Origin of the sequence: Escherichia sp. MOD1-EC7003, from assembly GCF_002965065.1 — a bacterium.
GTDB lineage: Bacteria > Pseudomonadota > Gammaproteobacteria > Enterobacterales > Enterobacteriaceae > Escherichia.
The window spans coordinates 1-26781 of the sequence record NZ_PTRE01000114.1 but is presented as its reverse complement, the minus strand read 5'-3'; the positions used below and the strand labels follow the sequence as shown (position 1 = coordinate 26781).

The window sequence follows — 26781 nt, the reverse complement described above, 5'->3', positions numbered from 1 at the left end:
GTTTAACGGGTGATCCACAACGTGGGCCAGGCGTCTGGCCCATGCCAGTTATCACCGGTGGGTTTTGCGGCGTAACGCACCAGGCGAAAACGCTGACCGTCAAAACGCCAGCGCGCCTGAATGCCACAATCGCTTAATCCGCGCCCTTTCGCTAAGGTCACCAGTTCACGCGATTTTTCATCGAATGTTGCGTTCATCAGTTCCTGCTCATTCGTCTCCTGAGCGTTGTTGAACGGCAAACGTAACCGTACCGGACGCGAGGCCTGTGGTTTTTTACGTGACACAATCCATGCCAAATCAATGGCGCATGGACGGTACGACCCCAGAAGTTCAAACAAATAGCACAAGTCGTATCTTCGTTGCGCAGGTAGCGCGGCTCAATCGGATTTATCGGATTGAGCTAATAATAAACAACGAAATATTCTTGTTATTTTTCAGTCCATTAAATGTGACGCTTGCAAATAATTAAGCAATAACACCGTCTTACCGTCACGTATCTCTCCGCTTTTGATCATCTCCAGTGCCTGGCTGAACGGCAGCTCAAGCACTTCAATATCTTCATCTTCGACACCACCACCCGCGTTAGCGCGCTGGCTGTCACTGTATTCGGCGATAAAAAAGTGGATTAGCTCAGTCACACCGCCTGGCGACATATACAGTTCAAATAATTTGCGGACGTCGCCAACTTCATAACCCGTCTCTTCGATCGCTTCTTTGCGAATACACACTTCCGGTTCATCGTTATCCAGCAGCCCGGCGCAGGTTTCTATCAGCTGCCCGCTTTCATTGCCATTAACCCATGTGGCGACGCGGAACTGACGAATCAGAACGACGGTCTTTTTCTTCGCGTTGTACAGGAGGATAGTCGCACCATTACCACGATCGTAAACTTCACGTTTATGGCGGATAACTTCGCCATCTTTGCGCGTGAGATCGTAAGTAATGTTGTGCAGGGTGAAATAGTTATCGGAGAGAATTTTGTCTTTGATGAGGGTGATTTGTTGCGTCATACCGACTCCACAGCGCGAAATGAACAGTTATCTTACGCTGTGAAGCCGGGTTTGTCTGCGCAGGCTATCAGTGAGATTTGACTGATTTTACCCCCAGCCAGTCAATGATCCCCTGTGCCGCATGACGTCCTTCTGCCATTGCAGTAACCACCAGATCCGCACCACGCACGGCGTCGCCACCGGCGAAGATTTTCGGATTCGTGGTCTGGTAACGGTACTGGCTTTCCACATCCGCGATGATGCGGCCCCATTTATCCACCGTTACACCGTGCGACTCCAGCCACGGCATCCCGTGCGGGTTGAAGCCAAACGCCATAATCACAGCGTCGGCTGGCATGACAAATTCACTGCCTTCCACCGGCACCGGACGCCGACGCCCCTGGGCATCCGGCTCGCCAAGACGCGTACGCAGGAAACGAATTCCGCAAACGTGACCTTGCTCATTCAGCTCAAGCGCCACCGGCTGGACGTTAAATTCGAAGTTGGCCCCCTCTTCTCGGGCATTCTTCACCTCTTTTTTCGAACCTGGCATGTTAGCTTCATCACGACGATAAGCACAGGTGACGTTACTCGCGCCGTGACGCAGCGCAGTGCGCACACAGTCCATCGCGGTGTCGCCGCCGCCCAGTACCACGACGTTGAGTCCGGCGGTATTGATAAACGGCTCTTCCGGTAGCTCTTCAAGTCCCATCACCTGTTTAGTGTTGGCGATGAGGAACGGCAGCGCATCATAAACGCCCGGCGCATCTTCATTGGGTAAACCTGCTTTCATGGAACGGTAAGTGCCTACGCCAACGAATACCGCGTCGTATTGTTCCAGAAGCGAATCCAAAGAGACCTCTTTACCCACTTCACAATTGAGTTCGAAGTGAATCCCCATCGCGCTAAAGATTTCCCGACGGCGTGCCAGCAGGGACTTATCCAGCTTGAAAGAAGGAATGCCGAAGGTGAGCAGGCCACCGATTTCTGGATGGCGATCGTACACCGTCACCTCCACGCCATTGCGGGTCAGAACATCCGCACAGGCCAGCCCTGCCGGACCCGCACCGATAATCGCCACTCGCTTGTCCACTTTGGTGACATGGCTTAAGTCAGGACGCCAACCTTTCGCCAACGCCTGATCCGAAATGTAGCGTTCAATGTTGCCGATAGTTACCGCGCCGTGCTCATCGCGAATGGTGCAGGCACCTTCGCACAGACGGTCTTGCGGACAGACTCGTCCGGTAATTTCTGGCAAGGTGTTGGTCTGGTGAGAAAGCTCGACGGCGGCGTCGATGTCTCCGGCTTTCACCAGTTCAATCCACTGCGGAATATGGTTATGCAGCGGGCAGGTCCATTCACAAACGCTGTGCTCGCCGCACTTAAGGCAGCGCGAGGCTTCCCGTTGTGCCTGATCGGCGCGAAATGGCAGATAAATTTCATCAAAACCGGTTTTGCGCGCTGCAATCGCCAGTTTATCCGGCTCGCCACGTGCGGGCGTTGCCTGCATTTGCTCGACTTTACTCACTACCTGCATTTCTTGTGCCGCGGTACTGGCATGCCACGGTTGATGTTCCTGACGTGCGGTGCGCAGGCGGCGGGATTTCGCTATACCAGAGAGTGCGGCATCAGTGACCAGTTGCAGCGCGTCTGCCGGGCAATTCTCGACACAGGCTGGCCCCTTTTCGCGACCGGCACAAAGGTCGCATTTATGCGCCGTGGCTTTAACTTTGCCCGCCGCGACGGGGGTCAGGACGATTTGCATCGTACCAAATGGACAGGCCACCACGCAGGATTTACAGCCAATACACTTTTGCTGATTGACCTGAATGCTGTCATCAACATGGCTGATCGCGCCATTAGGGCAGCTACGGGCGCAGGGCGCATCTTCACAATGGTGACAGGTCACGGCACTACGTTGCTGCTGATGCTTGATAACCGTAATTCGGGGATGAAAATGGTGTTGGCTCAGGACATGTTGCTCATCATTGTGGGCCATGACACAGGCAATTTCACAAGCATGACACCCCAGACATTGCTGACTGTTGGCCATAATAAAACGATTCATAACGACCTTCTTTTTTGGTTGTAAAAACCTTATTCTTTATATGAGTGTTGTTATTACCCGACTTACAGGGGAATCGGCAATGTTCATGTGCCCAGAATAAGTCACTATTTCGCTATAAACTGTGGCAGATCAAATAATCCCATCACTGACTAAATTGCGTTTCAGCGAACTGGAACATTAATGATTTTATGTGGAGAAGACGCGTGTGATTGTTAAACGCCCCGTCTCGGCCAGTCTGGCCCGGGCCTTTTTTTACATTGTGCTGCTGTCGATTCTTTCCACGGGTATCGCTCTGCTAACTCTGGCGAGCAGTTTGCGCGACGCTGAGGCCATCAATATTGCCGGATCGCTGCGTATGCAGAGTTACCGCCTGGGCTACGACTTGCAAAGTGGCAGCCCACAACTCAATGCACATCGCCTGCTGTTCCAGCAGGTACTGCATTCACCAGTATTAACCAATCTCAACGTCTGGTATGTGCCAGAGTCAGTAAAAACCCGCTATGCGCATCTGAATGCCAACTGGCTGGAGATGAATAATCGGCTCGGCAAGGGTGATTTGCCGTGGTATCAGGCCAATATTAATAATTATGTCAATCAGATAGACTTATTCGTGCTGGCTTTACAGCACTACGCTGAACGCAAAATGCTGCTGGTTGTGACGATTTCCCTGGCTGGCGGCATTGGTATATTCACGCTGGTCTTTTTTACTCTGCGTCGCATACGCCATCAGGTGGTTGCCCCGCTGAATCAGCTGGTTACCGCCAGTCAGCGTATTGAACACGGGCAGTTCGACTCGCCGCCGCTGGATACCAGCCTGCCCAATGAGCTGGGACATCTGGCCAAAACCTTTAACCAGATGTCGAGCGAGCTGCATAAATTATACCGTTCGCTGGAAGCGTCAGTAGAAGAAAAGACCCGCGATCTCCACGAGGCCAAGCGCCGTCTGGAGGTGTTGTATCAGTGTTCGCAGGCGCTGAACACTAGCCAGATTGATGTGCATTGTTTCCGCCATATTTTGCAGATTGTTCGCGACAATGAAGCGGCTGAATATCTGGAGCTGAATGTCGGTGAAAACTGGCGAATTAGCGAAGGGAAACCAAACCCGGAATTGCCGATGCAGATTTTACCGGTGACGATGCAGGAGACGGTTTACGGCGAACTGCACTGGCAAAATAGCCACGTTTCTTCATCAGAACCGCTGCTTAACAGCGTTTCGTCGATGCTGGGGCGCGGTTTGTACTTTAATCAGGCGCAGAAGCATTTTCAGCAGTTACTGTTGATGGAAGAACGCGCAACCATTGCCCGGGAACTGCACGACTCGCTGGCTCAGGTGCTTTCTTACTTACGAATCCAGTTGACGTTACTGAAGCGTTCGATACCGGAAGATAACGCCACCGCACAACGTATCATGGCCGATTTTTCCCAGGCGTTGAATGATGCTTATCGGCAGCTACGCGAGCTGTTGACTACTTTCCGTCTGACGTTGCAGCAAGCGGATCTCCCCTCCGCGCTGCGAGAAATGCTGGATACCTTACAAAATCAAACCAGCGCTAAACTGACCCTCGACTGCCGTCTGCCAACCCTGGCGCTGGATGCGCAAATGCAGGTGCATTTGTTGCAAATTATTCGCGAAGCGGTACTGAATGCGATGAAACACGCCAACGCCAGCGAAATTGCCGTCAGTTGCGTCACCGCGCCAGACGGCAATCACACGGTCTATATCCGTGATAACGGGATTGGCATCGGTGAACCGAAAGAACCCGAAGGCCATTATGGTCTGAATATCATGCGCGAGCGCGCGGAACGGCTGGGTGGGACGCTGACGTTTTCACAACCTTCCGGCGGCGGCACGTTAGTGAGTATTAGCTTTCGCTCCGCGGAGGGTGAGGAAAGTCAGCTGATGTAATGCCTTTTACTGCCCCAAAAATACTGGCACTTAAGGTTCAGTATAAAAGGGCATGATAATTTACATTAACTCCTTTTTTTCTCCACGATTAGCTCGTACCTTGCCACTACAGTGAAGCAAGTCAAGCCTACAACAATACACAAAAATACGAGGTCCTCTTTTAATGGCGAATTTCTTTATTGATCGCCCCATTTTTGCCTGGGTGCTGGCAATCCTGTTATGTCTGACAGGGGCCCTGGCGATTTTCTCATTGCCCGTTGAACAATACCCGGATCTCGCGCCACCGAATGTGCGGGTGACCGCTAACTATCCCGGCGCATCGGCCCAGACGCTGGAAAACACCGTGACCCAGGTTATCGAGCAAAATATGACCGGCCTCGATAATCTCATGTATATGTCGTCTCAAAGCAGTGGTACTGGTCAGGCATCTGTCACCTTAAGTTTTAAAGCAGGCACCGATCCGGACGAAGCCGTGCAGCAAGTACAAAACCAGCTGCAATCTGCCATGCGAAAGTTACCACAGGCAGTGCAAAATCAGGGCGTGACGGTGCGTAAAACCGGCGATACCAACATTCTGACCATTGCCTTCGTCTCTACCGATGGTTCGATGGATAAACAGGATATTGCCGATTATGTTGCCAGTAATATTCAGGACCCGTTAAGCCGCGTGAATGGCGTCGGGGATATCGATGCCTATGGTTCGCAATATTCCATGCGTATCTGGCTGGACCCGGCGAAACTCAACAGTTTCCAGATGACGGCTAAAGATGTCACTGATGCCATTGAATCACAGAACGCGCAGATTGCGGTTGGGCAACTTGGTGGTACGCCTTCCGTTGATAAGCAGGCGCTCAACGCCACCATTAACGCCCAGTCACTGCTACAAACACCAGAACAGTTCCGCGATATCACCTTGCGGGTGAATCAGGACGGCTCAGAGGTAAGGCTGGGCGATGTCGCCACCGTCGAAATGGGGGCAGAGAAATACGATTATCTCAGCCGCTTTAATGGTAAGCCAGCCTCCGGGCTGGGGATAAAACTGGCCTCCGGCGCGAACGAAATGGCGACAGCGGAGCTGGTGCTTGATCGTCTCGACGAGCTGGCACAGTATTTCCCACACGGACTGGAATACAAGGTGGCATATGAAACCACCTCATTTGTTAAAGCCTCCATTGAAGACGTGGTGAAAACACTGCTGGAAGCTATCGCCCTGGTTTTCCTCGTGATGTATCTGTTCCTGCAAAACTTCCGCGCCACGCTGATACCCACCATCGCCGTGCCGGTGGTGTTGATGGGAACCTTCTCCGTACTTTACGCCTTCGGTTACAGCGTCAACACCTTAACCATGTTCGCGATGGTGCTGGCGATCGGTCTGCTGGTGGATGACGCCATCGTGGTGGTGGAAAACGTCGAACGTATTATGAGTGAGGAAGGACTCACTCCTCGCGAAGCCACACGTAAATCGATGGGGCAGATCCAGGGGGCACTGGTCGGGATTGCGATGGTGCTTTCGGCGGTATTTGTGCCAATGGCCTTCTTCGGCGGCACCACCGGTGCTATCTATCGCCAATTCTCTATTACCATTGTTGCGGCGATGGTGCTGTCAGTACTGGTAGCGATGATCCTGACTCCGGCTCTGTGTGCCACGCTACTTAAGCCACTGAAAAAAGGTGAGCATCACGGGCAAAAAGGCTTTTTTGCCTGGTTTAACCAGATGTTTAACCGCAGCGCCGAACGCTACGAAAAAGGGGTAGAGAAAATTCTCCACCGTAGCCTGCGCTGGATTATGATTTATGTCCTGCTGCTTGGCGGCATGGTGTTCCTGTTCCTGCGTCTGCCGACGTCGTTCTTGCCACAGGAAGACCGTGGCATGTTTACGACCTCGGTACAGCTGCCCAGCGGTTCAACTCAACAACAGACCCTGAAAGTCGTTGAGCAAATCGAGAAATATTACTTCACCCATGAAAAAGACAACATCATGTCGGTGTTTGCCACTGTTGGTTCTGGCCCAGGAGGGAATGGGCAAAACGTGGCGCGAATGTTTATTCGCCTGAAAGACTGGAGCGAACGCGACAGTAAGACCGGCACCTCGTTTGCCATTATCGAACGTGCAACGAAGGAATTTAATAAGATTAAAGAAGCTCGCGTTATTGCCAGCAGCCCGCCAGCGATTAGCGGTCTTGGCAGTTCGGCGGGTTTTGATATGGAGTTGCAGGACCACGCAGGGGCGGGTCACGATGCGCTGATGGCAGCGCGTAACCAGTTGCTGGCGCTGGCGGCAGAAAACCCGGAGCTAACCCGTGTGCGCCATAACGGCCTCGATGACAGTCCACAGTTGCAGATTGATATCGACCAGCGTAAAGCTCAGGCGCTGGGCGTTGCTATCGACGATATTAACGACACGCTGCAAACCGCCTGGGGTTCGAGCTATGTGAATGACTTTATGGATCGCGGTCGCGTGAAGAAAGTCTATGTGCAGGCCGCTGCGTCGTATCGCATGCTGCCAGATGACATCAATCTCTGGTATGTCCGAAATAAAGATGGCGGCATGGTGCCCTTCTCTGCTTTCGCGACCTCACGCTGGGAGACCGGCTCGCCGCGTCTGGAACGCTATAACGGTTATTCTGCCGTTGAGATTGTCGGGGAAGCCGCGCCGGGGGTTAGCACCGGTACTGCGATGGATATTATGGAATCGTTAGTGAAGCAGTTGCCAAACGGCTTTGGTCTGGAGTGGACGGCGATGTCGTATCAGGAGCGGCTTTCCGGCGCGCAGGCTCCGGCGCTGTATGCCATTTCCTTGCTGGTGGTATTCCTGTGTCTGGCGGCGCTGTATGAAAGCTGGTCGGTGCCGTTCTCGGTTATGCTGGTCGTGCCCCTGGGGGTTATCGGCGCACTGCTGGCCACCTGGATGCGCGGGCTGGAAAACGACGTTTACTTCCAGGTGGGCCTGTTAACGGTCATTGGTTTATCGGCGAAAAACGCCATCCTGATCGTCGAGTTTGCTAACGAGATGAACCAAAAAGGCCACGACCTGTTTGAAGCAACGCTCCACGCCTGCCGTCAGCGTTTACGCCCGATTCTGATGACCTCGCTGGCATTTATCTTTGGCGTATTGCCAATGGCAACCAGCACAGGTGCCGGTTCCGGTGGTCAGCATGCGGTGGGTACTGGCGTAATGGGCGGGATGATTTCGGCCACTATTCTGGCGATTTACTTTGTGCCGCTGTTCTTTGTGCTGGTGCGTCACCGCTTCCCGCTGAAGCCGCGCCCGGAATAAGCAATAAAAAAGGCGACATGCTAATGTGTCGCCTTTTTCAACTTTCCGATTAAGAACCTGTTCAGCGGTTCTTGCTGTTTGTACTTTATCTCAGGAATTACTTACGAAGCATAACTTCGATAAAGTCTTTCCAGTTCCCCAGTTCACGTTCAATCATAACAACCTCTCTTATAATTATGGGTATTCTACGGAAACAATATACCGTGGTGAAGCTAATTTACTCGATTGTTGCGATGACTACCTCCGGGGGACAAACCTTATGTAAATACTATGGTCCTGCGGTGATGATTTGTATGTGATACACAGCAACATTTCGAAATATTCATACGACATCTAATACTGATTTAATTCTGGTTAAAATACACACAGATAACAAGATGAATATTCTTAATGTTTACGTTAAAAATGTTTAACATTATTTAATGACTGTTAATTTGAATGCTTCGATAATGTTATATTTTATGATGAACATTTGCAGGCAAAATGTCTTCACCATGAAATGAGTATTTATTCTCATAAATCGAAAAAGGATTCATTATGGTTACACTTTACGGCATCAAAAATTGTGACACCATGAAAAAGGCTCGCCGTTGGCTGGAAGCCAATAACATCGACTATCGTTTTCATGATTACCGCGTTGATGGGCTGGACAGCGAATTATTGAACGGTTTTATCAACGAATTAGGCTGGGAGGCGTTACTCAACACCCGTGGTACAACCTGGCGTAAACTGGACGAAACCACCCGCAATAAAATCACCAATGCGGCCTCTGCGGCGGCATTAATGACTGAAATGCCTGCAATTATCAAACGTCCATTGCTCTGCGCGCCTGGTCAGCCTATGCTGCTGGGTTTCAGTGATTCCAGTTATCAGCAATTTTTCCATGAGGTGTAGTCTATGTCGTGCCCGGTTATTGAGCTGACACAACAGCTTATTCGCCGCCCTTCCCTGAGTCCTGATGACGCAGGATGCCAGGCTTTGTTGATTGAACGTTTGCAGGCGATCGGTTTTACCATTGAACGCATGGACTTTGCCGATACGCAGAATTTTTGGGCATGGCGTGGGCAAGGTGAAACATTAGCCTTTGCCGGACATACCGACGTGGTGCCGCCTGGCGACGCCGACCGTTGGATCAATCCACCGTTTGAACCAACCATTCGTGACGGCATGTTATTCGGGCGCGGCGCGGCAGATATGAAAGGCTCGCTGGCGGCGATGGTAGTAGCAGCAGAACGCTTTGTCGCGCAACATCCCAACCATACAGGTCGACTGGCATTTCTGATCACCTCTGATGAAGAAGCCAGTGCCCACAACGGTACGGTAAAAGTTGTCGAAGCGTTAATGGCGCGTAATGAGCGTCTCGATTACTGCCTGGTCGGCGAACCGTCGAGTATCGAAGTGGTTGGTGATGTGGTGAAAAATGGCCGTCGCGGATCGTTAACCTGCAACCTCACCATTCATGGCGTGCAGGGGCATGTAGCCTATCCACATCTGGCTGACAACCCGGTACATCGCGCAGCACCTTTCCTTAATGAATTAGTGGCTATTGAGTGGGATCAGGGCAATGAATTTTTCCCGGCGACCAGTATGCAGATTGCCAATATTCAGGCGGGAACGGGCAGTAACAACGTTATTCCGGGTGAACTGTTTGTGCAGTTTAACTTCCGCTTCAGCACCGAACTGACTGATGAGATGATCAAAGCGCAGGTGCTTGCCCTGCTTGAAAAACATCAGCTGCGTTATACGGTGGATTGGTGGCTTTCCGGGCAGCCATTTTTGACCGCGCGCGGTAAACTGGTGGATGCGGTCGTTAACGCGGTTGAGCACTATAATGAAATTAAACCGCAGCTACTGACCACAGGCGGCACGTCCGACGGGCGCTTTATTGCCCGCATGGGGGCGCAGGTGGTAGAACTCGGGCCGGTCAATGCCACTATTCATAAAATTAATGAATGTGTGAGCGCTGCCGACCTGCAACTACTTGCCCGTATGTATCAACGTATCATGGAACAGCTCGTCGCCTGATGAGTGGTTCTGCAAGAGGAAATAAGCATGGACTGGCTGGCTAAATATTGGTGGATTCTGGTGATTGTCTTTTTGGTAGGCGTCCTGCTGAACGTGATTAAAGATCTCAAGCGCGTCGACCATAAGAAATTTCTCGCCAACAAGCCGGAGCTTCCCCCTCATCGTGATTTCAACGATAAGTGGGACGATGACGACGACTGGCCGAAAAAGGATCAACCGAAGAAGTAAGCTGGGCGCTCAACCGTAGGCCGGATAAGGCGTTAGCGCCGCATCCGGCAATGGTGAACGATGCCTGATGCGACGCTCACGCGTCTTATCAGGCCTGCTCGGCGATTATTACATCATTTCAATCACATCATCATCGCCAGGCTTGCTCCCGCTTAGCGCTTCGTCGAAATAATGTTTCGGAATGGTATAACGCAAGTGATCCAGGGCAAATTGCATACTGCGATTGTCGATCGCATGGCCTAAATCCTCCACGATATCCAGCGTCACATCACCACCGGCACTGATTAACGCTTCCTGCGCCGCAACCGCATGCGCCAGATCGATAACCGGATCTTCACCGCCATGAATCAGGTGAATTGTCGTGGCTGTAGACGCGGTTTCCGGCAGGCTCGCATAGCGTCCGTTAAAGGCAATGACGCGCGAAGCAAGGCCCGGTTCGGCTTTAATGCTCTCCAGCGCCATAATCGCGCCTTGTGAGAAACCGATTAGCGCCGTGGCGTTAGCCCCCACCCCGCTCTGTTTCTGCCAGTAGCGCACCGTCTCAATAAACGTTGGCATGATGGCATCCACACGCGCCTGGCGATTATCTTCCGTAATACCCTGCACCGAAAACCACTGACGCCCCGCCGGATTACCGCTCGGCTCTGCGCCACCGACACTCACCACCAGCGCATCGGGAAACAGCGGCACAAACCAACTGCCGATTTCCCCCATTGCCACCGGATTATCCCCGACACCGTGGAAAAGCAGTAACAACTGTTGCGCAGGTTTATCCGGGCTTTGAACAACAAAATGGTCATGTTTCATGGCGAACTCCTTAACTGATGTCATTAATTTTACGCCGTTGACTCACAATGACCATGGGAGAAAATTGAAGGAGTCAGTGAAAAAATTGCCATTGCGTTATGCAATCGCGCAGACGCTCAGTGCGAACATCATCAAGTGCGTATAGCGCCTGCGCGGCTTCTTCCCGCTGAAGGGCCAGTAACATCTTGCGGCCTGAAAGTTTAAGTGTGGTACATAACTGCACGTCGCTGGTGCTTTTCTGCAAGCGTTCACGCAGCGCCGGTAACGCCCGTTCACTGGTTTGTAGCAGACGCATTAAGCAACCTAACGACGTTAATAGCGGACGATGTGCGAAAGCAAAACCGGCCAGTTCAAGCCAGTCGTCGTCAGAAAGCACGATATCGTTTAGTGGATCAACAGGGAGCGTTTCGCCATTCCACTGCGCGAGAGCTTGCGCATCGCGACGTAAACGGTAATGCTCACGTTCAGCCAGCTGTTTACCCGCCTCACTCATCGGTAACAGCGCCATCGCCGTATAGCAACCGCTGCTGGCTTCACGATGATTGCCCATCCGTACCAGCACAAAACCGCAGCGTTGCCAGAAACGCCATAATTCCGCGGTGTAGCCAAAACTCACCGAAAGATAGTCGAGGTCATGCGTATATGGCAAAGCACTAGCAATAAGTTGCTGCCCTGTGCCTTCCCGCTGACGAGCGGGATGAACTGCTATCCGGCTGACCCGCCGTCCGCGCAATGTCGCCGCCAGTGGATTGCTGCCGTGCGCTGCCAGCGACTGCGCCACCAGGTTACCACGCGGGCGACGAAAACCTGCCCATACAGCCTGACTGAGTTCTTGAGATAATCCCCCCTCATCCACCAGCCACAGCGCCCCGGCAATCTCGTTTTCGCCAGCCGCCTGTAAAAAATGTTGCCCAGGTGCATCCATCATGCGGCGTAAATCCAGCGGCGAGGTCCGGTAGTGTGCGCCAGACAATAACTGATAAACCTTTAACGCCGTTTCTGGTTCGCTTTGCCATAATGTCTGTTCAAATGCAGAAATGACGATATTGCCTTGTGGTGTATGGGTGAAGTTTTCATCGTCAAAAACCAGTGCCTCACTGACCATTTTTTCCAGCGGGCATCCCTGCGCCCAGCGGATCGGCTGGTGTAATTCGAAACGTTGTAAATGCGGAAAGCGGGCGCAAAATTTCAGCAAAAAACCACGTCCAGTACCTTCGTAGCCCTGCACCGTAGTAGTTAACAACGTTCGAGGAAAACGCGATACCAACTGGTGCAACAATGGCGCAGGAATGGCTGCGGCTTCATCGACCACCAGCCAGTCGGCTTGCTCATCGCTGGCTAACAAGGCATCCGGCGCAATAAAGCGAAACTTCTCGCCCGCAAATTGTGCCAGTACATCCGTTGCCGCTTTTGCGGGCGCGGTGACAATCGCTCTGCCCGCAATACGAGAAATGAGTTGCCCTGCCAACGCCGACTTACCGCGCCCACGCGCAGCCGTTACCGCTGCCACGCCCGGCGGCATGGTCAGTAGCTGCTGTAAGAGTTGCAGTTGTTCTGGTTGTGGGGCACCGGTAGCGAGGTGCCAGTCAATACGGGGAGCAAAATGCGCCAACGTGAACGGCTGGTTTTGCCGCCAGAGGATAGCGTCGTTATCTGCCGTAAGTACGCGTTTGAGATGCTGGACAAAATGCGGTGTCGCAATAGGGTCAGGGCAATCACTCCAGCGCTGCGAGTCGGCATCAGGTTGGTTTTCCCACTCTTCCCATACAGGGAGTAACAACACCAGCCAGCTTCCCGCTTTCAACGTTCCGCTAAGTGCCGCAAAAGCAGCAGCATCAAAGCCCTGGCGGGCGTCGAATACCGCATGCTGGAGCTCGCGCCCAAGTAAAGTCTGTAACGCCGAGGGCGTACAATGGTTTTCAGCGACTGGCTGCGGCGAAACCCACAACCAGTCGCCAGGTAAGGCATCACACAACTTAAGCGCATGATCAAAGCACCAACGCTCTTCCCCACTCAATACCAGCAAGCGGCGGATCCCTTCACGTTTCATTTGCGCTGTTAATGTGTGAAGCGCAGTCAGTTCAGCCATCCCTGCCCCGGAAGTTAAATGCTTTTACCAAAAGTATTGCATTGTGCCGGATCGCCGCTGTCGAAACCACGTTTAAACCAGCTGTAGCGTTGCTGAGAAGTGCCATGAGTGAAACTGTCTGGTACTACTCGCCCCTGACTTTGCTGCTGTAAACGGTCATCGCCGATGGCCTGCGCCGCATTCAGCGCCTCTTCCAGATCGCCAGTTTCCAGAACACCTTGTTGCTGCATACTATGCCCCCAGACACCAGCAAAACAGTCGGCCTGGAGTTCCATACGTACCGATAAGCGGTTCACTTCTGCCTGCCTCGCGTTTTGTTGCAGTTGACGGACTTTCGGCTCGATGCCTAACAGTTTTTGCACATGATGACCCACTTCATGGGCGATAACGTACCCCTGGGCAAAATCGCCATCCGCGCCCAATTTGTCTTTCATGTCATCATAGAAGGAAAGATCGATATAAACCGTGCCATCTGCCGGGCAATAGAACGGTCCCATAATGGACTGGCCCGCCCCGCAGCCGGTGCGCGTCATTCCACGGTACATGACCAGCTTCGGTTGCTGATAGGTCTTACCCATCTTCTCGAATTGCTGTCCCCAGGTATCTTCCGTGGTTGCCAGAATCACCGAGGTGAATTTTGCCGCTTCGTCTTCATTTGGGCTAATTGACCGCGTTGATTGCTGTTGGGAAATCGGTTGTCCGGTCATCAACCCGCTTAAATCAACGCCATAGTATCCAGCAACCAGCACGACTATCAGTAAAATCAGCCCGCCTTTACCGCCTGGCAGGCGAAAACCGGGACCGCCGATTGACGGACCACCGGAGCTGCGGCGCCTGTCTTCAACATTGTCACTTTCACGTCGCCCCTGCCAACGCATAGATACCTCAACAATATATTCATTATAGAAATGATCGTAGGTGCTTCAGAGGAAGATTACCACAGGAAAGCGGGATGATATGGCAGAAGAATGAGCGTTCAATGCACATCTTCCGGGAGCGATTGTCTTGCCGTGCCTACAGCACGGCAAGATGATGAACAGAAAAATCAGTCCAGTTGTACACCCAGGCGGCGGGCGACGGTTTCATAGGCTTCGATCAGGCCACCGAGGCTCTGGCGGAAACGGTCTTTATCCATTTTCTCCAGCGTTTCTTTGTCCCACAGGCGGCTACCGTCAGGGGAAAATTCATCGCCCAGTACCACTTCACCTTTGTACAGGCCAAACTCCAGCTTGAAGTCGACCAGAATCAGACCAGCATCATCGAACAGTTTTTTCAGTACATCGTTCGCTTTATAGGTCAGCTCTTTCATTCGCGCCAGGTTCTCTTTGCTTACCCAGCCAAAGGTTTCGCAGTAAGATTCGTTGACCATCGGATCGTGCATGGCGTCGTTTTTCAGGAACAGGTCGAACAGCGGCGGGTTCAGCTCAATGCCTTCTTCGATGCCAAGACGTTTCACCAGAGAGCCAGCAGCACGGTTACGCACGACACACTCAACCGGCACCATATCCAGCTTTTTCACCAGACATTCGGTATCGGAGAGCAGACGCTCCATTTGAGTCGGGATACCCGCTTCAGCCAGTTTGCTCATAATGAAGTAGTTGAACTTGTTGTTCACCATACCTTTGCGATCAAACTGCTCAATGCGCGCGCCATCCCCTGCTGACGTATCATTACGGAATTCGAGCACCAACAGGTCCGGGTTTTCCGTGCTGTATACGGTTTTCGCTTTACCACGATACAACTCAGCTTGCTTTTGCATCTTTATCACTCCTGGGTGTGAATTAACGTTTAAAAATCTTTTGCTGTCTGGTGTGCCGGATGTTTTGTAGGATGCGGCGTAAACGTCTTATCCGACCTACGTCCGACAAACAAATTTCGTGCGAATTACCGCTAAAATCACGTTTTTCAGCCGACGCACACGTTTGCGTATCATATCAGAAAAAAGGGCCGGATGACTCCAGCCCTGTATTTTTACTTGCTAAACGCAGCCTGGAAGACAGCGACCAGTGCGTCATTCTGACTCTGGGTCAGAGTGTGACCTTTCGGATCGATGAACTGTAGGCTGCTGCGGTTATCTAAATCGCCGACCTGCAGTTTATAGTCACCGGATGCCAGGCCTGGATCACTCGCGCCCAGTTCCTGCCAGTCGCTGTCAGACAGCGGCTTGTAAGTTACGGCCATGTTGCCCTGCGAACGGGTGCTGTCGGTCACTTTCATGCCCACTTTTTCCAGCGCCGCTGGCAGGCGTTGCCAAACCACGTTGAACGGCCCGCGTACGACCAGCATCGGTAAGCCGGTGTCATCAGCTGCACTTTGTACGTCCATCGTGGTGGAAGCACGATTTTGCGCGGCATTCGCGGCGTCAGTGGCTGATTTATCCAGACCGGCAGAAATCACGTTCATCATCTCGGTGCTGTAACGCTGCATGGAAGCCGCGTCTGCAACCGGTTTACCCGCCTGTTCCAGGTTCAGCAGTTTAACCGTAACTGCCTGCTGATAACCCTGAGGCTTAACAGAGATTTGATAACGGCCTCGGTACTGCTCGTCTTCGTCCAGACGGTTCCATTGTACCCAATCGGTGGTCAGTGTCTGACCCGCATCATCACGTTGGGTGATGGTGTAGTTTTTCGCCTGCAGCACGCTAACCACCTGCGGCCACAGAGTATTGCCACGACCATTTTCCACCAGCAATGAAGCAGTATCGCCCGTGAACTGGGTACGCGCGCCTGAAACCAGTGCCAGCGGCTGGGCTGGTGGACGAATGTCCAGCGCCTTACCGACAGCACCACTACCGTTGGTCACCGGGATTGCATAATCACCGGAGGTCACTGGCAAAATCATTCCAGCCGGGGCATGAAGCTCCGCAAGCGGTGCCGCTTCCAGGTAGGCTTCATCACCACTGACCTGACGCTTATAGCGTGAGTCAGAACTACAGGCAGCGAGTAATAAAACAAGCGAAACACCCGCAACCTTTGCCAGGCGCGACTTTTGAACAGAGTAAGCCATCAAATCTCCCTAAACTTTACAGCAAACCGGCATGCTTAAGCGCCGCTCTGACCGTCTCACGACCACTGTCGGTGATTGGTGTCATTGGCAGGCGCAGCGTATCGGTCGCCACAAGACCCAGTTCCTTACATGCCCATTTCACCGGGATTGGATTGGGTTCGACAAATAGTTTGTTGTGTAATGGCATCAGACGCTGATTAATAACGCGTGCCTCGGCAAAATGCCCTTCTGCCGCCAGTTTGCACATCTGGGCCAGATCATGTGCTGCGACGTTAGCCGTAACGGAAATAACCCCATGACCGCCTAATTGCATGAAGTCCAGCGCGCTCGCATCATCGCCGCTCAGCAGAACAAAATCATCTGAAACCAGCTCTTTGATCTGGTTTACACGCGTTAAGTTCCCTGTTGCCTCTTTGATTCCGATAATATTTTTTACTTTCGCCAGACGGCCCACCGTTTCCGGGAGCAGATCGCAACCAGTACGGGACGGCACATTATACAGAATTTGCGGCAGGTCAGTATGCTCAGCGATGGCTTTGAAATGCTGATACAAACCTTCCTGCGACGGACGATTGTAATAAGGGGTTACCGTCAGACAGCCGACGATACCACTGTCATTGAAGCGCTGCGTCAGGCTAATGGCTTCCGCAGTTGCGTTAGCGCCGGTCCCGGCAATCACCGGAATGCGCCCGTCAGCCAGCTCCAGCGTCATCATCACCACATCAACATGTTCGTCATGATTTAAGGTAGCGGACTCACCAGTGGTGCCAACAGAAACGATCGCCGAAGTACCGCTGGCGACATGATAATCAATCAGTTTTTTTAAACTAGCCCGACAGACATTACCTTTTTCATCCATCGGAGTAACAATCGCGACAATACTTCCCGTGAACATGGGCCATCCTCTGTGCAAACAAGTGTCTCAATGGTACGTTTGGTATGGCATTAAAAGCAAGCAGACAGAACTGTTCTGATTGTTGTATGCATGTTTTTTTTATGCTTTCCTTAAGAACAACTCACCCCTTAAAGGAATAACCAGTTTGACACTGTCATCGCAACATTATCTGGTGATCACTGCGCTGGGTGCCGATCGCCCTGGAATTGTGAACACCATCACCCGTCATGTCAGTAGTTGCGGCTGTAATATCGAAGACAGTCGCCTGGCGATGCTGGGAGAGGAGTTCACGTTTATCATGCTGCTTTCCGGTTCATGGAATGCCATCACCTTGATTGAATCAACGTTACCGTTGAAAGGTGCCGAACTGGATCTTTTAATCGTGATGAAGCGCACGACGGCTCGTCCGCGTCCACCAATGCCAGCATCTGTCTGGGTTCAGGTCGATGTGGCAGACTCCCCGCATTTAATTGAACGCTTCACTGCACTTTTCGACGCGTACCATATGAACATTGCGGAGCTGGTGTCGCGCACGCAACCTGCTGAAAATGAACGAGCTGCGCAGTTGCATATTCAGATCACTGCCCACAGCCCTACATCTGCGGACGCAGCAAATATTGAGCAAGCGTTCAAAGCCCTATGTACAGAACTCAATGCACAAGGCAGTATTAACATCGTCAATTATTCCCAACATGATGAACAGGATGGAGTTAAGTGATGAATCCACTGAAAGCCGGTGATATCGCACCGAAATTTAGCTTGCCGGATCAAGACGGAGAACAAGTTAACTTGACCGACTTCCAGGGACAGCGTGTTCTGGTTTATTTCTACCCAAAAGCCATGACCCCTGGCTGTACCGTACAGGCCTGCGGCTTACGCGATAACATGGATGAGTTGAAAAAAGCGGGCGTTGATGTGCTGGGTATCAGCACCGATAAACCCGAAAAGCTCTCCCGTTTTGCGGAAAAAGAGCTGCTTAACTTTACGCTCCTGTCTGATGAGGACCACCAGGTGTGCGAACAATTCGGCGTCTGGGGTGAGAAGTCCTTCATGGGCAAAACCTACGATGGTATTCATCGCATCAGCTTCCTGATTGACGCTGATGGCAAAATTGAACATGTCTTTGACGATTTCAAAACCAGCAATCACCACGACGTTGTGCTGAACTGGCTGAAAGCACACGCCTGATTACTTTGCTCCATTCCGTGCTGGCTGCGCTTGCGGTCAGCACTCCTCACATCCGGTAACGGAGATCACATCTTCTCTCCGTCCTGAAGGTTAATCTTGCACGACTTGACCATCGGGCCAGGCGTGAATCACGGCTTTGATCAGCGTCGCCAACGGAATGGCGAAGAATACGCCCCAGAATCCCCACAGCCCCCCGAAGATCACCACCGATAAAATAATCACCAGCGGATGCAGGTTAACCGCTTCGGAGAACAACACCGGCACTAACAGGTTACCGTCCAGTGCCTGAATAATCAGATACACCGCGAAGCAGCTCCAGAATTCAGTGCCTGCACCAAACTGGAACAGCGCCACGCCAACCACCGGAATGGTCACCACAAATGCGCCAATGTACGGAATAAGCACCGAGAAGCCGACCAGCACCGCCAGCAGCAGCGAATAGTTCAGTCCGAAGAGCAAGAACCCCAGCCAGGTGGCGACCCCCACCACGATCATCTCCAGCACTTTGCCGCGGATATAGTTGGTGATTTGTTGATTCATCTCCTTCCACACCTGGCCTGCCAGCCCACGGTTACGCGGCAGCACCCGACGGACGGCGTTCAACATCTGCTCTTTATCTTTCAGCAGGAAGAAGACCATCAATGGCACCAGCACCAGATAGACGGCAATAGTCAGCAAACCAACCAGCGAGGCGAGGGAAATTTTCACCACCGAATCGCCCATAGTAAGCATGCGATTGCGCATATTTTCGGCCATTGCATCAATAATGCCCGCATCCATTAACGCCGGATAGCGGCGCGGCAACGTGGCGGCAAAGTCAGAAAGCTCATTGAGCATGCCCGGCATATCGCGGATTAAGTAGATGCCCTGTTGCCAGGCGACAGGCAGTACCACGAACGCCATCAGCAGCAAAATACCGACGAAAACGACCAATACAATCGACGTCGCCCAGCGTCGGGAGCAGCCTATTGATTGCAAGCGTACGGTTGGCCATTCCAGCAAATAGGCCAGCACAATAGCCACCAGCAACGGTGCGAGTAGGCCACTAAAGAAAAAGATAATGCCAAATCCGGCAACTAAAATAACCAACAAGGCAATCGCTTCCGGGTCACTAAAACGACGGCGATACCATTGCATCAACATTTCGAGCATAAAGACCTTCCCTGAACCTCAAGAGCGGGATTGCGATCCGCAATTGTATCGAAATGTCACAAAAAAGACTTCGCTTTTTATGACGGATTCAGGAAACTGAAAGTCATTTGAGTGGGCTAATCTTCGCCGTTACACTCAAAGGCGGCGCGGTGGGAACGATATTTCACAGTATCGGTCAAATGACTATCTCCAGAAACACAGGACAGAGGTTATGTTCAGGCAGTTGAAAAAAAACCTGGTTGCTACCCTCATTGCAGCTATGACCATTGGTCAGGTAGCCCCGGCGTTTGCCGATAGCGCAGACACCTTGCCGGATATGGGAACCTCCGCAGGAAGTACGCTTTCCATTGGTCAGGAAATGCAGATGGGCGACTATTATGTCCGCCAGCTACGCGGCAGCGCGCCGTTAATTAATGACCCGTTATTAACGCAATACATTAATTCGCTGGGTATGCGTCTGGTTTCGCATGCCAATTCGGTTAAGACACCGTTCCATTTCTTTTTGATCAACAACGACGAAATTAACGCCTTTGCTTTCTTTGGCGGCAACGTGGTGCTGCACTCTGCCCTGTTCCGTTATTCCGATAACGAAAGTCAACTGGCTTCAGTTATGGCGCACGAAATCTCCCACGTCACCCAACGTCACCTGGCGCGAGCGATGGAAGATCAGCAGCGCAGCGCGCCGCTGACCTGGGTCGGCGCGTTAGGTTCTATTTTACTGGCGATGGCCAGTCCGCAAGCGGGGATGGCGGCGCTGACCGGTACACTGGCGGGAACGCGCCAGGGGATGATCAGCTTCACCCAGCAAAATGAACAGGAAGCGGACCGCATTGGTATACAGGTACTGCAACGTTCAGGCTTCGATCCGCAGGCGATGCCGACCTTCCTCGAAAAATTGCTCGATCAGGCTCGCTACTCCTCGCGCCCGCCGGAAATTTTGCTGACTCACCCGCTGCCGGAAAGCCGTCTGGCTGATGCCCGCAACCGTGCTAATCAGATGCGTCCGATGGTGGTGCAGTCGTCGGAAGATTTCTATCTGGCAAAAGTGCGCACACTGGGGATGTACAATTCTGGCCGTAATCAGCTCACCAGTGATTTGCTGGATGAATTGGCGAAAGGAAATGTTCGTCAGCAACGAGCGGCGCAATATGGTCGTGCTTTACAGGCGATGCAAGCCAATAAATACGACGAAGCACGTAAAACGCTGCAACCATTACTGGCGGCAGAACCTGGCAACGCGTGGTATCTCGATCTGGCTACCGATATCGATCTTGGGCAAAACAAAGCCAATGACGCTATCAATCGCCTGAAAAATGCCCGCGATTTGCGCACCAATCCTGTGTTGCAACTCAACCTGGCGAACGCTTATCTGCAAGGGGCTCAACCGCAGGAAGCGGCCAATATTCTGAATCGCTACACTTTTAACAATAAAGATGACAGCAATGGCTGGGATTTACTGGCACAAGCGGAGGCCGCGCTAAATAACCGCGATCAGGAACTGGCTGCGCGAGCAGAAGGTTATGCGCTCGCCGGGCGACTCGATCAGGCCATTTCCTTGTTGAGTAGCGCCAGTTCGCAGGTGAAATTAGGCAGCCTGCAACAAGCACGTTACGATGCGCGCATCGACCAGTTACGCCAGTTGCAAGAACGCTTTAAGCCTTATACGAAAATGTAATCGCTGCGCCCTTTGCCGGACGCAACGCCTATGGCGTCCTATCCGTCCACGCGAGATAATTACATAAAGGAGAAAACATGTCTGAAACGGTAAAAATCTACCATAACCCACGCTGTTCAAAGAGCCGGGAAACACTGACTCTGCTGAAAGAAAACGGCGTGGAGCCAGAAGTGGTGCTCTACCTTGAGACTCCCGCCGATGCGGCAATGCTGCGCGATTTGCTGAAAATGCTGGGAATGAATAGCGCCCGTGAATTGATGCGCCAGAAAGAGGATCTCTATAAAGAACTGAATCTGGCTGACATTTCGCTTAGCGAAGAGGCGCTGATTCAGGCGATGGTGGATAATCCGAAGCTAATGGAGCGCCCGATTGTGGTCGCGAATGGCAAAGCGCGGATTGGTCGTCCACCGGAGCGGGTACTGGAAATCGTGGGTTAAGATGTGCCCCTTCACGAGTTGAAGCACATTGCCGGATGCGACGCTTGCCGCGTCTTATCCGGCCTACGAATACAATGGACGCGCATCCGACAAAAAACGTCCTGCCTACAGCTTCAGAATTTCTTTCACAAACGGAATGGTCAACTTACGTTGCGCGGTAATCGAGGCATGATCCAGCTGATCCAACGTCATAAATAGCGTCCGCATTTCTCTGTCGAGCCGCTTCAGCAAGAAGCGCCCCACATCTTCCGGCAGTTCAAAACCACGCAAACGCGCGCGTAACTGTAGCGCCTGCAACTTATCTTCATCAGAAAGCGGCTGCAATTTGTAGATCTGCCCCCAGTCAAGACGCGACGCGAGATCCGGTAACCCCAGATTCAACTGCCGCGGTGGACGATCGCCGGTGATCAACAGCCGTGTTTTGCCCGATTCCAGAATCCGGTTGTAGAGATCGAAAATCGCCATCTCCCACAACTCATCGCCCGCAATACACTCAATGTTGTCGATACAGACCAGCGACAAATGCTCCATACCGTCGAGCACCTCCGGAACAAACCAGGTGCGTTTATCCAGCGGGACATAGCCCACCGCATCGCCACGCTGCGACAATTCTGCGCAAGCCGCGTGCAGCAGATGGCTGCGCCCCGCACCTTCGCGTGCCCAGAGATAGATGTAACCGCTATGTTCCTGACGCAGCACGTTTTGCAGCGCGGCCAGTAGAGAGGAGTTATCCCCCGGCCAGAAACTTGCAAAGGTTTCGTCGTCAGGAAGATAAAGTGGCAAAGAGAGCTGTGCCGGTGTGTTCAGAGATACCTCAACCAGGATTTCACAAAATCGCGAGAAGTTTACCACAGAATCCCATGATGTTTGAACCGGGCAGCAGCACTGCCCGGTCGGGACATTATTTGTCTGTTATATCCGCGTCTTCTGCGTCCAGCACTACTTCTTCAGGGCGCAGAACACTGATCAGTTTGAAGATCAAACTTAAGCCGATACCAACGATGGTCGCCAGCGCCATACCTTTTAGCTCAGCCGCGCCAATGTTGACCTTCGCGCCACTGACGCCAATGATCAAAATCACGGAAGTCAGGATCAAGTTCTGTGCTTTGTTGTAATCCACTTTCGATTCGATCAAAACACGAATACCGGAAGCACCGATGACACCGTAAAGCAGCAACGAAACGCCGCCCATTACCGGCAATGGGATCATCTGGATAGCGGCAGCCAGTTTACCAACACAGGAAAGCAGGATAGCGAAAATCGCCGCGCCGCCGATAACCCATGTACTGTAAACGCGGGTGATTGCCATAACGCCAATGTTTTCCCCGTACGTGGTGTTTGGCGTAGAGCCAAAGAAGCCGGAGATAACAGTCGACAGGCCGTTAGCGAACATCGAACGGTGCAAACCCGGATCGCGCAGCAGATCTTTTTTGACGATGTTAGCCGTTACTACCAGGTGCCCTACGTGTTCGGCAATAACCACTAACGCCGCTGGCAGAATCGTCAGAATGGCGAACCACTCGAAGCGCGGCGTGTAGAGAGTTGGCAGCGCAAACCAGTGAGCATTAATAATCGGCGTGGTATCGACAATTCCCATTGCGAAAGAGAGCGCGTACCCCACCAGCACGCCAATTAAAATCGGGATAATGGCCAGGAAACCACGAAACAGCACGGAACCTAACACCGTGACCGCCAGGGTGGTAATGGAGATGATGATGGTTTTGGTATCTGGCGTTTGCCCTTCAGCCGGGAGTAAACCCGCCATACCGGCAGCTACGCCCGCCAGTTCCAGACCTATGACGGCAACGATTGCGCCCATTGCCGCAGGAGGAAATAGCACGTCCAGCCAGCCGGTCCCCGCTTTCTTCACGATAAAAGAAACCAGGCAGAACAGCACGCCGCACATAATAAAGCCGCCCAACGCGACTTCATACCCCAACGGCAACAGTAACAATACCGGTGAAATAAAGGCAAAGCTGGAACCAAGATAAGCCGGGATTTTTCCTTTACAGATGAAGAGATACAGCAGCGTTCCGATACCGTTAAATAACAGTACCGTCGCCGGGTTAATATGAAATAAGACGGGCACCAGGACGGTTGCACCAAACATGGCGAACAAATGTTGCAAACTAAGCGGGATTGTCTGTAAAAGTGGCGGTCTTTCACTCACCCCGATAGCACGGCGCGTCATAGTATATTCCTCTGTATTATGTGTTATAGGCGCTTTACTCAAAAAAAAGCCGACTCTTAAAGTCGGCTTTAATCATTTTTATTCTTTATTTCGTACCAAAGATTTTGTCGCCGGCATCGCCGAGGCCCGGAATAATGTATCCGTGCTCGTTCAGTCCCTGGTCAATCGATGCGGTATACAGTTCGACGTCCGGGTGCGCTTTCTCCAGCGCAGCGATGCCTTCTGGCGCGGCTACCAACACCAGAACTTTGATGCTGCTGCAGCCCGCTTTTTTCAGTAGGTCGATGGTCGCGATAACGGAGCCACCGGTTGCCAGCATGGGGTCAACGATCAGCGCCATACGCTCATCGATGTTAGAAACCAGTTTCTGGAAATACGGTACTGGCTCCAGCGTTTCTTCATTACGATACATGCCGACAACGCTGATGCGCGCGCTCGGAACGTTTTCCAGCACACCGTCCATCATCCCCAGACCTGCACGCAAAATTGGCACTACGGTAATTTTCTTACCTTTGATCTGGTCGATTTCTACCGGGCCGTTCCAGCCTTCGATAGTCACTTTTTCCGTTTCGAGGTCAGCGGTCGCTTCGTAAGTCAGCAGGCTACCCACTTCGGAAGCGAGTTCGCGAAAGCGCTTGGTGCTGATATCTTGCTCACGCATCAGTCCCAGCTTGTGTTTGACGAGTGGGTGTTTGACTTCCACGATCTTCATACTCTTTCTCCTTTGAGGGGCAGCCACAAAAAAAATCGACGGATTATACCTCCTTTCTTCAAGGCGGCAATATTATTTTCGTTGACTTTAGTCAAAACGATTACAATTTTAGATGAAATCATTTTATATTCAAATGGTTACAAAAGAATATTATGTCATCAAAAAACTATCCTTTGCCCTGGTGCAAGGATTCTTTCGCTGCGCGTTTAGGGAAAAGACGTGCAAAAAGGTTGTGTAAAGCAGTCTCGCAAACGTTTGCTTTCCCTGTTAGAATTGCGCCGAATTTTTATTTTTCTACCGCAAGTAACGCGTGGGGACCCAAGCAGTGACCGATAAAACCTCTCTTAGCTACAAAGATGCCGGTGTTGATATTGACGCGGGTAATGCTCTGGTTGGAAGAATCAAAGGCGTAGTGAAGAAAACGCGTCGTCCGGAAGTGATGGGCGGTCTGGGCGGCTTCGGTGCGCTGTGTGCGTTGCCGCAAAAATATCGTGAACCCGTACTGGTTTCCGGCACTGACGGCGTAGGCACCAAACTGCGTCTGGCAATGGACTTAAAACGTCACGACACCATTGGTATCGATCTGGTCGCCATGTGTGTTAATGATCTGGTGGTGCAAGGCGCTGAACCGCTGTTTTTCCTCGACTATTACGCAACCGGAAAACTGGATGTTGATACTGCTTCAGCGGTGATCAGCGGTATCGCGGAAGGTTGTCTGCAATCGGGCTGTTCACTGGTGGGTGGCGAAACGGCAGAAATGCCGGGGATGTATCACGGTGAAGATTACGATGTCGCTGGTTTCTGCGTTGGCGTGGTAGAAAAATCAGAAATCATCGACGGTTCTAAAGTCAGCGACGGCGATGTGCTGATTGCCCTCGGCTCCAGCGGCCCGCACTCAAACGGTTACTCGCTGGTGCGCAAAATTCTTGAAGTCAGCGGTTGTGATCCGCAAACCACCAAACTTGATGGTAAGCCATTAGCCGATCATCTGCTGGCACCGACCCGCATTTACGTGAAGTCCGTGCTGGAGTTGATTGAAAAGGTTGATGTACATGCTATTGCGCACCTGACCGGTGGTGGCTTCTGGGAAAACATTCCGCGCGTATTGCCAGAAAATACCCAGGCAGTGATTGATGAATCCTCCTGGCAGTGGCCGGAAGTGTTCAACTGGTTGCAAACGGCAGGAAACGTTGAGCGCCATGAAATGTATCGCACCTTCAACTGCGGCGTCGGGATGATTATCGCCCTGCCTGCTCCGGAAGTGGACAAAGCCCTCGCCCTGCTCAATGCCAACGGTGAAAACGCGTGGAAAATCGGTATCATCAAAGCCTCTGATTCCGAACAACGCGTGGTTATCGAATAATGAATATTGTGGTGCTTATTTCCGGCAACGGAAGTAATTTGCAGGCAATTATTGACGCCTGCAAAACCAACAAAATTAAAGGCACCCTACGGGCAGTTTTCAGCAATAAGGCCGACGCGTTCGGCCTTGAACGCGCCCGCAAGGCGAGTATTGCAACGCATACGCTCATCGCCAGCGCGTTTGACAGTCGTGAAGCCTATGATCGGGAGTTGATTCATGAAATCGACATGTACGCCCCCGATGTGGTCGTGCTGGCTGGTTTTATGCGCATTCTCAGCCCGGCGTTTGTCTCCCACTATGCCGGGCGTTTGCTGAACATTCACCCTTCTCTGCTGCCGAAATATCCCGGATTACACACCCATCGTCAGGCGCTGGAAAATGGCGATGAGGAACACGGTACATCGGTGCATTTCGTCACCGATGAACTGGACGGTGGCCCGGTTATTTTACAGGCGAAAGTCCCGGTATTTGCGGGTGATACGGAAGATGACATCACCGCCCGCGTGCAAACCCAGGAACACGCTATTTATCCACTGGTGATTAGCTGGTTTGTCGATGGCCGTCTGAAGATGCATGAAAACGCCGCGTGGCTGGATGGTCAGCGTCTGCCGCCGCAAGGCTACGCTGCCGACGAGTACTGCCCCGTAGTTAAAACGCCAGCTCTGCCGCTGGCGTTTTTCACTTCTCCTGTAAATCGCAAGCTCCATCAGTTTTTTTCCCCCTTTTCTGGACTAGTTGGACATCTTCCAATATTGCTCGCCTTAATTTCCAGG

General features: G+C 52.2%; 23 protein-coding genes and 2 pseudogenes. 11 read left to right on the top strand and 14 right to left on the bottom strand.

What is annotated here, in order from left to right; translation table 11 throughout:
• Window positions 1–2: 2 nt before the first annotated feature.
• From A7090_RS18750 to aegA, 3 genes and pseudogenes are all read right to left on the bottom strand, one after another.
• Window positions 3–305, bottom strand: a pseudogene (locus A7090_RS18750) (DUF1176 domain-containing protein); the annotation flags it as partial.
• 129 nt (window positions 306–434) lie between these two features.
• Window positions 435–1010 (bottom strand): GDP-mannose pyrophosphatase NudK, encoded by a 576-nt coding sequence (gene nudK, locus A7090_RS18740; protein WP_105275144.1) that lies wholly within the window; start codon window positions 1008–1010, stop codon window positions 435–437.
• Window positions 1011–1077: 67 nt separating this feature from the next.
• Window positions 1078–3057, bottom strand: coding sequence for a formate-dependent uric acid utilization protein AegA (aegA, locus tag A7090_RS18735; RefSeq protein ID WP_105275143.1), 1980 nt, complete (start codon window positions 3055–3057; stop codon window positions 1078–1080).
• 205 nt (window positions 3058–3262) lie between these two features.
• Here aegA and narQ point away from each other — a divergent pair, with 205 nt between their 5' ends.
• Together narQ and acrD are read left to right on the top strand one after the other, a co-directional pair.
• Window positions 3263–4963, top strand: a complete 1701-nt coding sequence (gene narQ / locus A7090_RS18730) for a nitrate/nitrite two-component system sensor histidine kinase NarQ (RefSeq protein ID WP_105275142.1) — start codon at window positions 3263–3265, stop codon at window positions 4961–4963.
• A 163-nt stretch (window positions 4964–5126) separates the two neighbouring features.
• The gene (gene acrD / locus A7090_RS18725) at window positions 5127–8240 is read left to right on the top strand and encodes a multidrug efflux RND transporter permease AcrD (protein ID WP_105275141.1); all 3114 of its coding nucleotides are present in this window, start codon (window positions 5127–5129) and stop codon (window positions 8238–8240) included.
• A gap of 97 nt (window positions 8241–8337) precedes the next feature.
• Here acrD and ypfM read toward each other — a convergent pair whose 3' ends face one another.
• Entirely contained in the window at window positions 8338–8397 is a 60-nt protein-coding gene (gene ypfM, locus A7090_RS18720) for a protein YpfM (RefSeq protein ID WP_001386977.1), read from the bottom strand.
• A gap of 380 nt (window positions 8398–8777) precedes the next feature.
• Between ypfM and A7090_RS18715 the strand changes: the two genes are divergently transcribed.
• Genes A7090_RS18715 through A7090_RS18705 form a run of 3 tightly spaced genes read left to right on the top strand, consistent with a single transcriptional unit; the run spans window position 8778 to window position 10493 of the window.
• Window positions 8778–9134: an ArsC family reductase gene (locus tag A7090_RS18715; RefSeq protein ID WP_105275140.1), complete on the top strand. Its 357-nt coding sequence runs from the start codon at window positions 8778–8780 to the stop codon at window positions 9132–9134.
• Between the two features lie 3 nt (window positions 9135–9137).
• Window positions 9138–10265 (top strand): succinyl-diaminopimelate desuccinylase, encoded by a 1128-nt coding sequence (gene dapE, locus A7090_RS18710; RefSeq protein ID WP_105275139.1) that lies wholly within the window; start codon window positions 9138–9140, stop codon window positions 10263–10265.
• Window positions 10266–10292: 27 nt separating this feature from the next.
• Window positions 10293–10493: a YpfN family protein gene (locus A7090_RS18705; RefSeq protein ID WP_000383836.1), complete on the top strand. Its 201-nt coding sequence runs from the start codon at window positions 10293–10295 to the stop codon at window positions 10491–10493.
• A 108-nt stretch (window positions 10494–10601) separates the two neighbouring features.
• Here A7090_RS18705 and ypfH read toward each other — a convergent pair whose 3' ends face one another.
• From ypfH to dapA, 6 genes are all read right to left on the bottom strand, one after another.
• A complete protein-coding gene (ypfH, locus tag A7090_RS18700) occupies window positions 10602–11300 on the bottom strand; it encodes an esterase (protein WP_105275138.1) in 699 nt (232 codons plus the stop codon).
• A 73-nt stretch (window positions 11301–11373) separates the two neighbouring features.
• Window positions 11374–13389 carry a tRNA cytosine(34) acetyltransferase TmcA gene (gene tmcA, locus A7090_RS18695; protein ID WP_105275137.1) on the bottom strand — a complete coding sequence of 672 codons (2016 nt, stop codon included), beginning with the start codon at window positions 13387–13389 and terminating at the stop codon, window positions 11374–11376.
• Window positions 13390–13403: 14 nt separating this feature from the next.
• Window positions 13404–14267, bottom strand: a complete 864-nt coding sequence (gene ypfJ / locus A7090_RS18690; protein ID WP_105275136.1) for a KPN_02809 family neutral zinc metallopeptidase — start codon at window positions 14265–14267, stop codon at window positions 13404–13406.
• A gap of 167 nt (window positions 14268–14434) precedes the next feature.
• Complete coding sequence (gene purC / locus A7090_RS18685; RefSeq protein ID WP_054494654.1) at window positions 14435–15148, bottom strand: phosphoribosylaminoimidazolesuccinocarboxamide synthase; 714 nt, start codon at window positions 15146–15148, stop codon at window positions 14435–14437.
• 212 nt (window positions 15149–15360) lie between these two features.
• The gene (gene bamC / locus A7090_RS18680) at window positions 15361–16395 is read right to left on the bottom strand and encodes an outer membrane protein assembly factor BamC (protein WP_001297320.1); all 1035 of its coding nucleotides are present in this window, start codon (window positions 16393–16395) and stop codon (window positions 15361–15363) included.
• 16 nt (window positions 16396–16411) lie between these two features.
• Complete coding sequence (dapA, locus tag A7090_RS18675) at window positions 16412–17290, bottom strand: 4-hydroxy-tetrahydrodipicolinate synthase (RefSeq protein ID WP_105275135.1); 879 nt, start codon at window positions 17288–17290, stop codon at window positions 16412–16414.
• A gap of 145 nt (window positions 17291–17435) precedes the next feature.
• On the opposite strand from dapA, the gene A7090_RS18670 reads away from it, so the two are divergent.
• Together A7090_RS18670 and bcp are read left to right on the top strand one after the other, a co-directional pair.
• On the top strand, window positions 17436–18008 hold the full coding sequence (locus A7090_RS18670; protein ID WP_105275134.1) for a glycine cleavage system transcriptional repressor: 573 nt from the start codon (window positions 17436–17438) through the stop codon (window positions 18006–18008).
• Window positions 18008–18478, top strand: a complete 471-nt coding sequence (bcp, locus tag A7090_RS18665) for a thioredoxin-dependent thiol peroxidase (RefSeq protein ID WP_105275133.1) — start codon at window positions 18008–18010, stop codon at window positions 18476–18478. The genes A7090_RS18670 and bcp overlap by 1 nt, the downstream gene beginning before the upstream one ends.
• Window positions 18479–18568: 90 nt before the next feature.
• On the opposite strand, the gene A7090_RS18660 is transcribed toward bcp, so the two are convergent.
• Window positions 18569–19630: an AI-2E family transporter gene (locus tag A7090_RS18660; RefSeq protein ID WP_105275132.1), complete on the bottom strand. Its 1062-nt coding sequence runs from the start codon at window positions 19628–19630 to the stop codon at window positions 18569–18571.
• 211 nt (window positions 19631–19841) lie between these two features.
• Here A7090_RS18660 and bepA point away from each other — a divergent pair, with 211 nt between their 5' ends.
• Together bepA and arsC are read left to right on the top strand one after the other, a co-directional pair.
• The gene (gene bepA / locus A7090_RS18650) at window positions 19842–21305 is read left to right on the top strand and encodes a beta-barrel assembly-enhancing protease (protein ID WP_105275131.1); all 1464 of its coding nucleotides are present in this window, start codon (window positions 19842–19844) and stop codon (window positions 21303–21305) included.
• A 77-nt stretch (window positions 21306–21382) separates the two neighbouring features.
• A complete protein-coding gene (arsC, locus tag A7090_RS18645; protein WP_105275130.1) occupies window positions 21383–21742 on the top strand; it encodes an arsenate reductase (glutaredoxin) in 360 nt (119 codons plus the stop codon).
• 105 nt (window positions 21743–21847) lie between these two features.
• On the opposite strand, the gene A7090_RS18640 is transcribed toward arsC, so the two are convergent.
• From A7090_RS18640 to upp, 3 genes are all read right to left on the bottom strand, one after another.
• Window positions 21848–22549, bottom strand: a complete 702-nt coding sequence (locus A7090_RS18640; protein ID WP_071599018.1) for a DnaA inactivator Hda — start codon at window positions 22547–22549, stop codon at window positions 21848–21850.
• A gap of 94 nt (window positions 22550–22643) precedes the next feature.
• Window positions 22644–23933, bottom strand: a complete 1290-nt coding sequence (gene uraA / locus A7090_RS18635) for a uracil permease (RefSeq protein WP_105275129.1) — start codon at window positions 23931–23933, stop codon at window positions 22644–22646.
• An 85-nt stretch (window positions 23934–24018) separates the two neighbouring features.
• Window positions 24019–24645: a uracil phosphoribosyltransferase gene (gene upp / locus A7090_RS18630; protein WP_001295473.1), complete on the bottom strand. Its 627-nt coding sequence runs from the start codon at window positions 24643–24645 to the stop codon at window positions 24019–24021.
• 325 nt (window positions 24646–24970) lie between these two features.
• Here upp and purM point away from each other — a divergent pair, with 325 nt between their 5' ends.
• Window positions 24971–26008, top strand: a complete 1038-nt coding sequence (purM, locus tag A7090_RS18620; protein WP_105275128.1) for a phosphoribosylformylglycinamidine cyclo-ligase — start codon at window positions 24971–24973, stop codon at window positions 26006–26008.
• Window positions 26008–26643 (top strand): annotated as a pseudogene (gene purN, locus A7090_RS18615) (phosphoribosylglycinamide formyltransferase); the annotation flags it as partial. The gene purM and the pseudogene purN, both read left to right, overlap by 1 nt.
• Between the last annotated feature and the right edge of the window lie 138 nt (window positions 26644–26781).

What these genes read in the sequence shown, in the direction of transcription:
- dapA (WP_105275135.1), bottom strand. Translation starts at nt 17,290, where the DNA reads ATGTTCACGGGAAGTATTGTCGCGATTGTTACTCCGATGGATGAAAAA.
- uraA (WP_105275129.1), bottom strand. Translation starts at nt 23,933, where the DNA reads ATGACGCGCCGTGCTATCGGGGTGAGTGAAAGACCGCCACTTTTACAG.
- arsC (WP_105275130.1), top strand. Translation starts at nt 21,383, where the DNA reads ATGTCTGAAACGGTAAAAATCTACCATAACCCACGCTGTTCAAAGAGC.
- tmcA (WP_105275137.1), bottom strand. Translation starts at nt 13,389, where the DNA reads ATGGCTGAACTGACTGCGCTTCACACATTAACAGCGCAAATGAAACGT.
- ypfJ (WP_105275136.1), bottom strand. Translation starts at nt 14,267, where the DNA reads ATGCGTTGGCAGGGGCGACGTGAAAGTGACAATGTTGAAGACAGGCGC.
- ypfH (WP_105275138.1), bottom strand. Translation starts at nt 11,300, where the DNA reads ATGAAACATGACCATTTTGTTGTTCAAAGCCCGGATAAACCTGCGCAA.
- purC (WP_054494654.1), bottom strand. Translation starts at nt 15,148, where the DNA reads ATGCAAAAGCAAGCTGAGTTGTATCGTGGTAAAGCGAAAACCGTATAC.
- bcp (WP_105275133.1), top strand. Translation starts at nt 18,008, where the DNA reads ATGAATCCACTGAAAGCCGGTGATATCGCACCGAAATTTAGCTTGCCG.
- bepA (WP_105275131.1), top strand. Translation starts at nt 19,842, where the DNA reads ATGTTCAGGCAGTTGAAAAAAAACCTGGTTGCTACCCTCATTGCAGCT.
- upp (WP_001295473.1), bottom strand. Translation starts at nt 24,645, where the DNA reads ATGAAGATCGTGGAAGTCAAACACCCACTCGTCAAACACAAGCTGGGA.
- nudK (WP_105275144.1), bottom strand. Translation starts at nt 1,010, where the DNA reads ATGACGCAACAAATCACCCTCATCAAAGACAAAATTCTCTCCGATAAC.
- A7090_RS18660 (WP_105275132.1), bottom strand. Translation starts at nt 19,630, where the DNA reads ATGCTCGAAATGTTGATGCAATGGTATCGCCGTCGTTTTAGTGACCCG.
- bamC (WP_001297320.1), bottom strand. Translation starts at nt 16,395, where the DNA reads ATGGCTTACTCTGTTCAAAAGTCGCGCCTGGCAAAGGTTGCGGGTGTT.
- acrD (WP_105275141.1), top strand. Translation starts at nt 5,127, where the DNA reads ATGGCGAATTTCTTTATTGATCGCCCCATTTTTGCCTGGGTGCTGGCA.
- aegA (WP_105275143.1), bottom strand. Translation starts at nt 3,057, where the DNA reads ATGAATCGTTTTATTATGGCCAACAGTCAGCAATGTCTGGGGTGTCAT.
- A7090_RS18715 (WP_105275140.1), top strand. Translation starts at nt 8,778, where the DNA reads ATGGTTACACTTTACGGCATCAAAAATTGTGACACCATGAAAAAGGCT.
- A7090_RS18705 (WP_000383836.1), top strand. Translation starts at nt 10,293, where the DNA reads ATGGACTGGCTGGCTAAATATTGGTGGATTCTGGTGATTGTCTTTTTG.
- dapE (WP_105275139.1), top strand. Translation starts at nt 9,138, where the DNA reads ATGTCGTGCCCGGTTATTGAGCTGACACAACAGCTTATTCGCCGCCCT.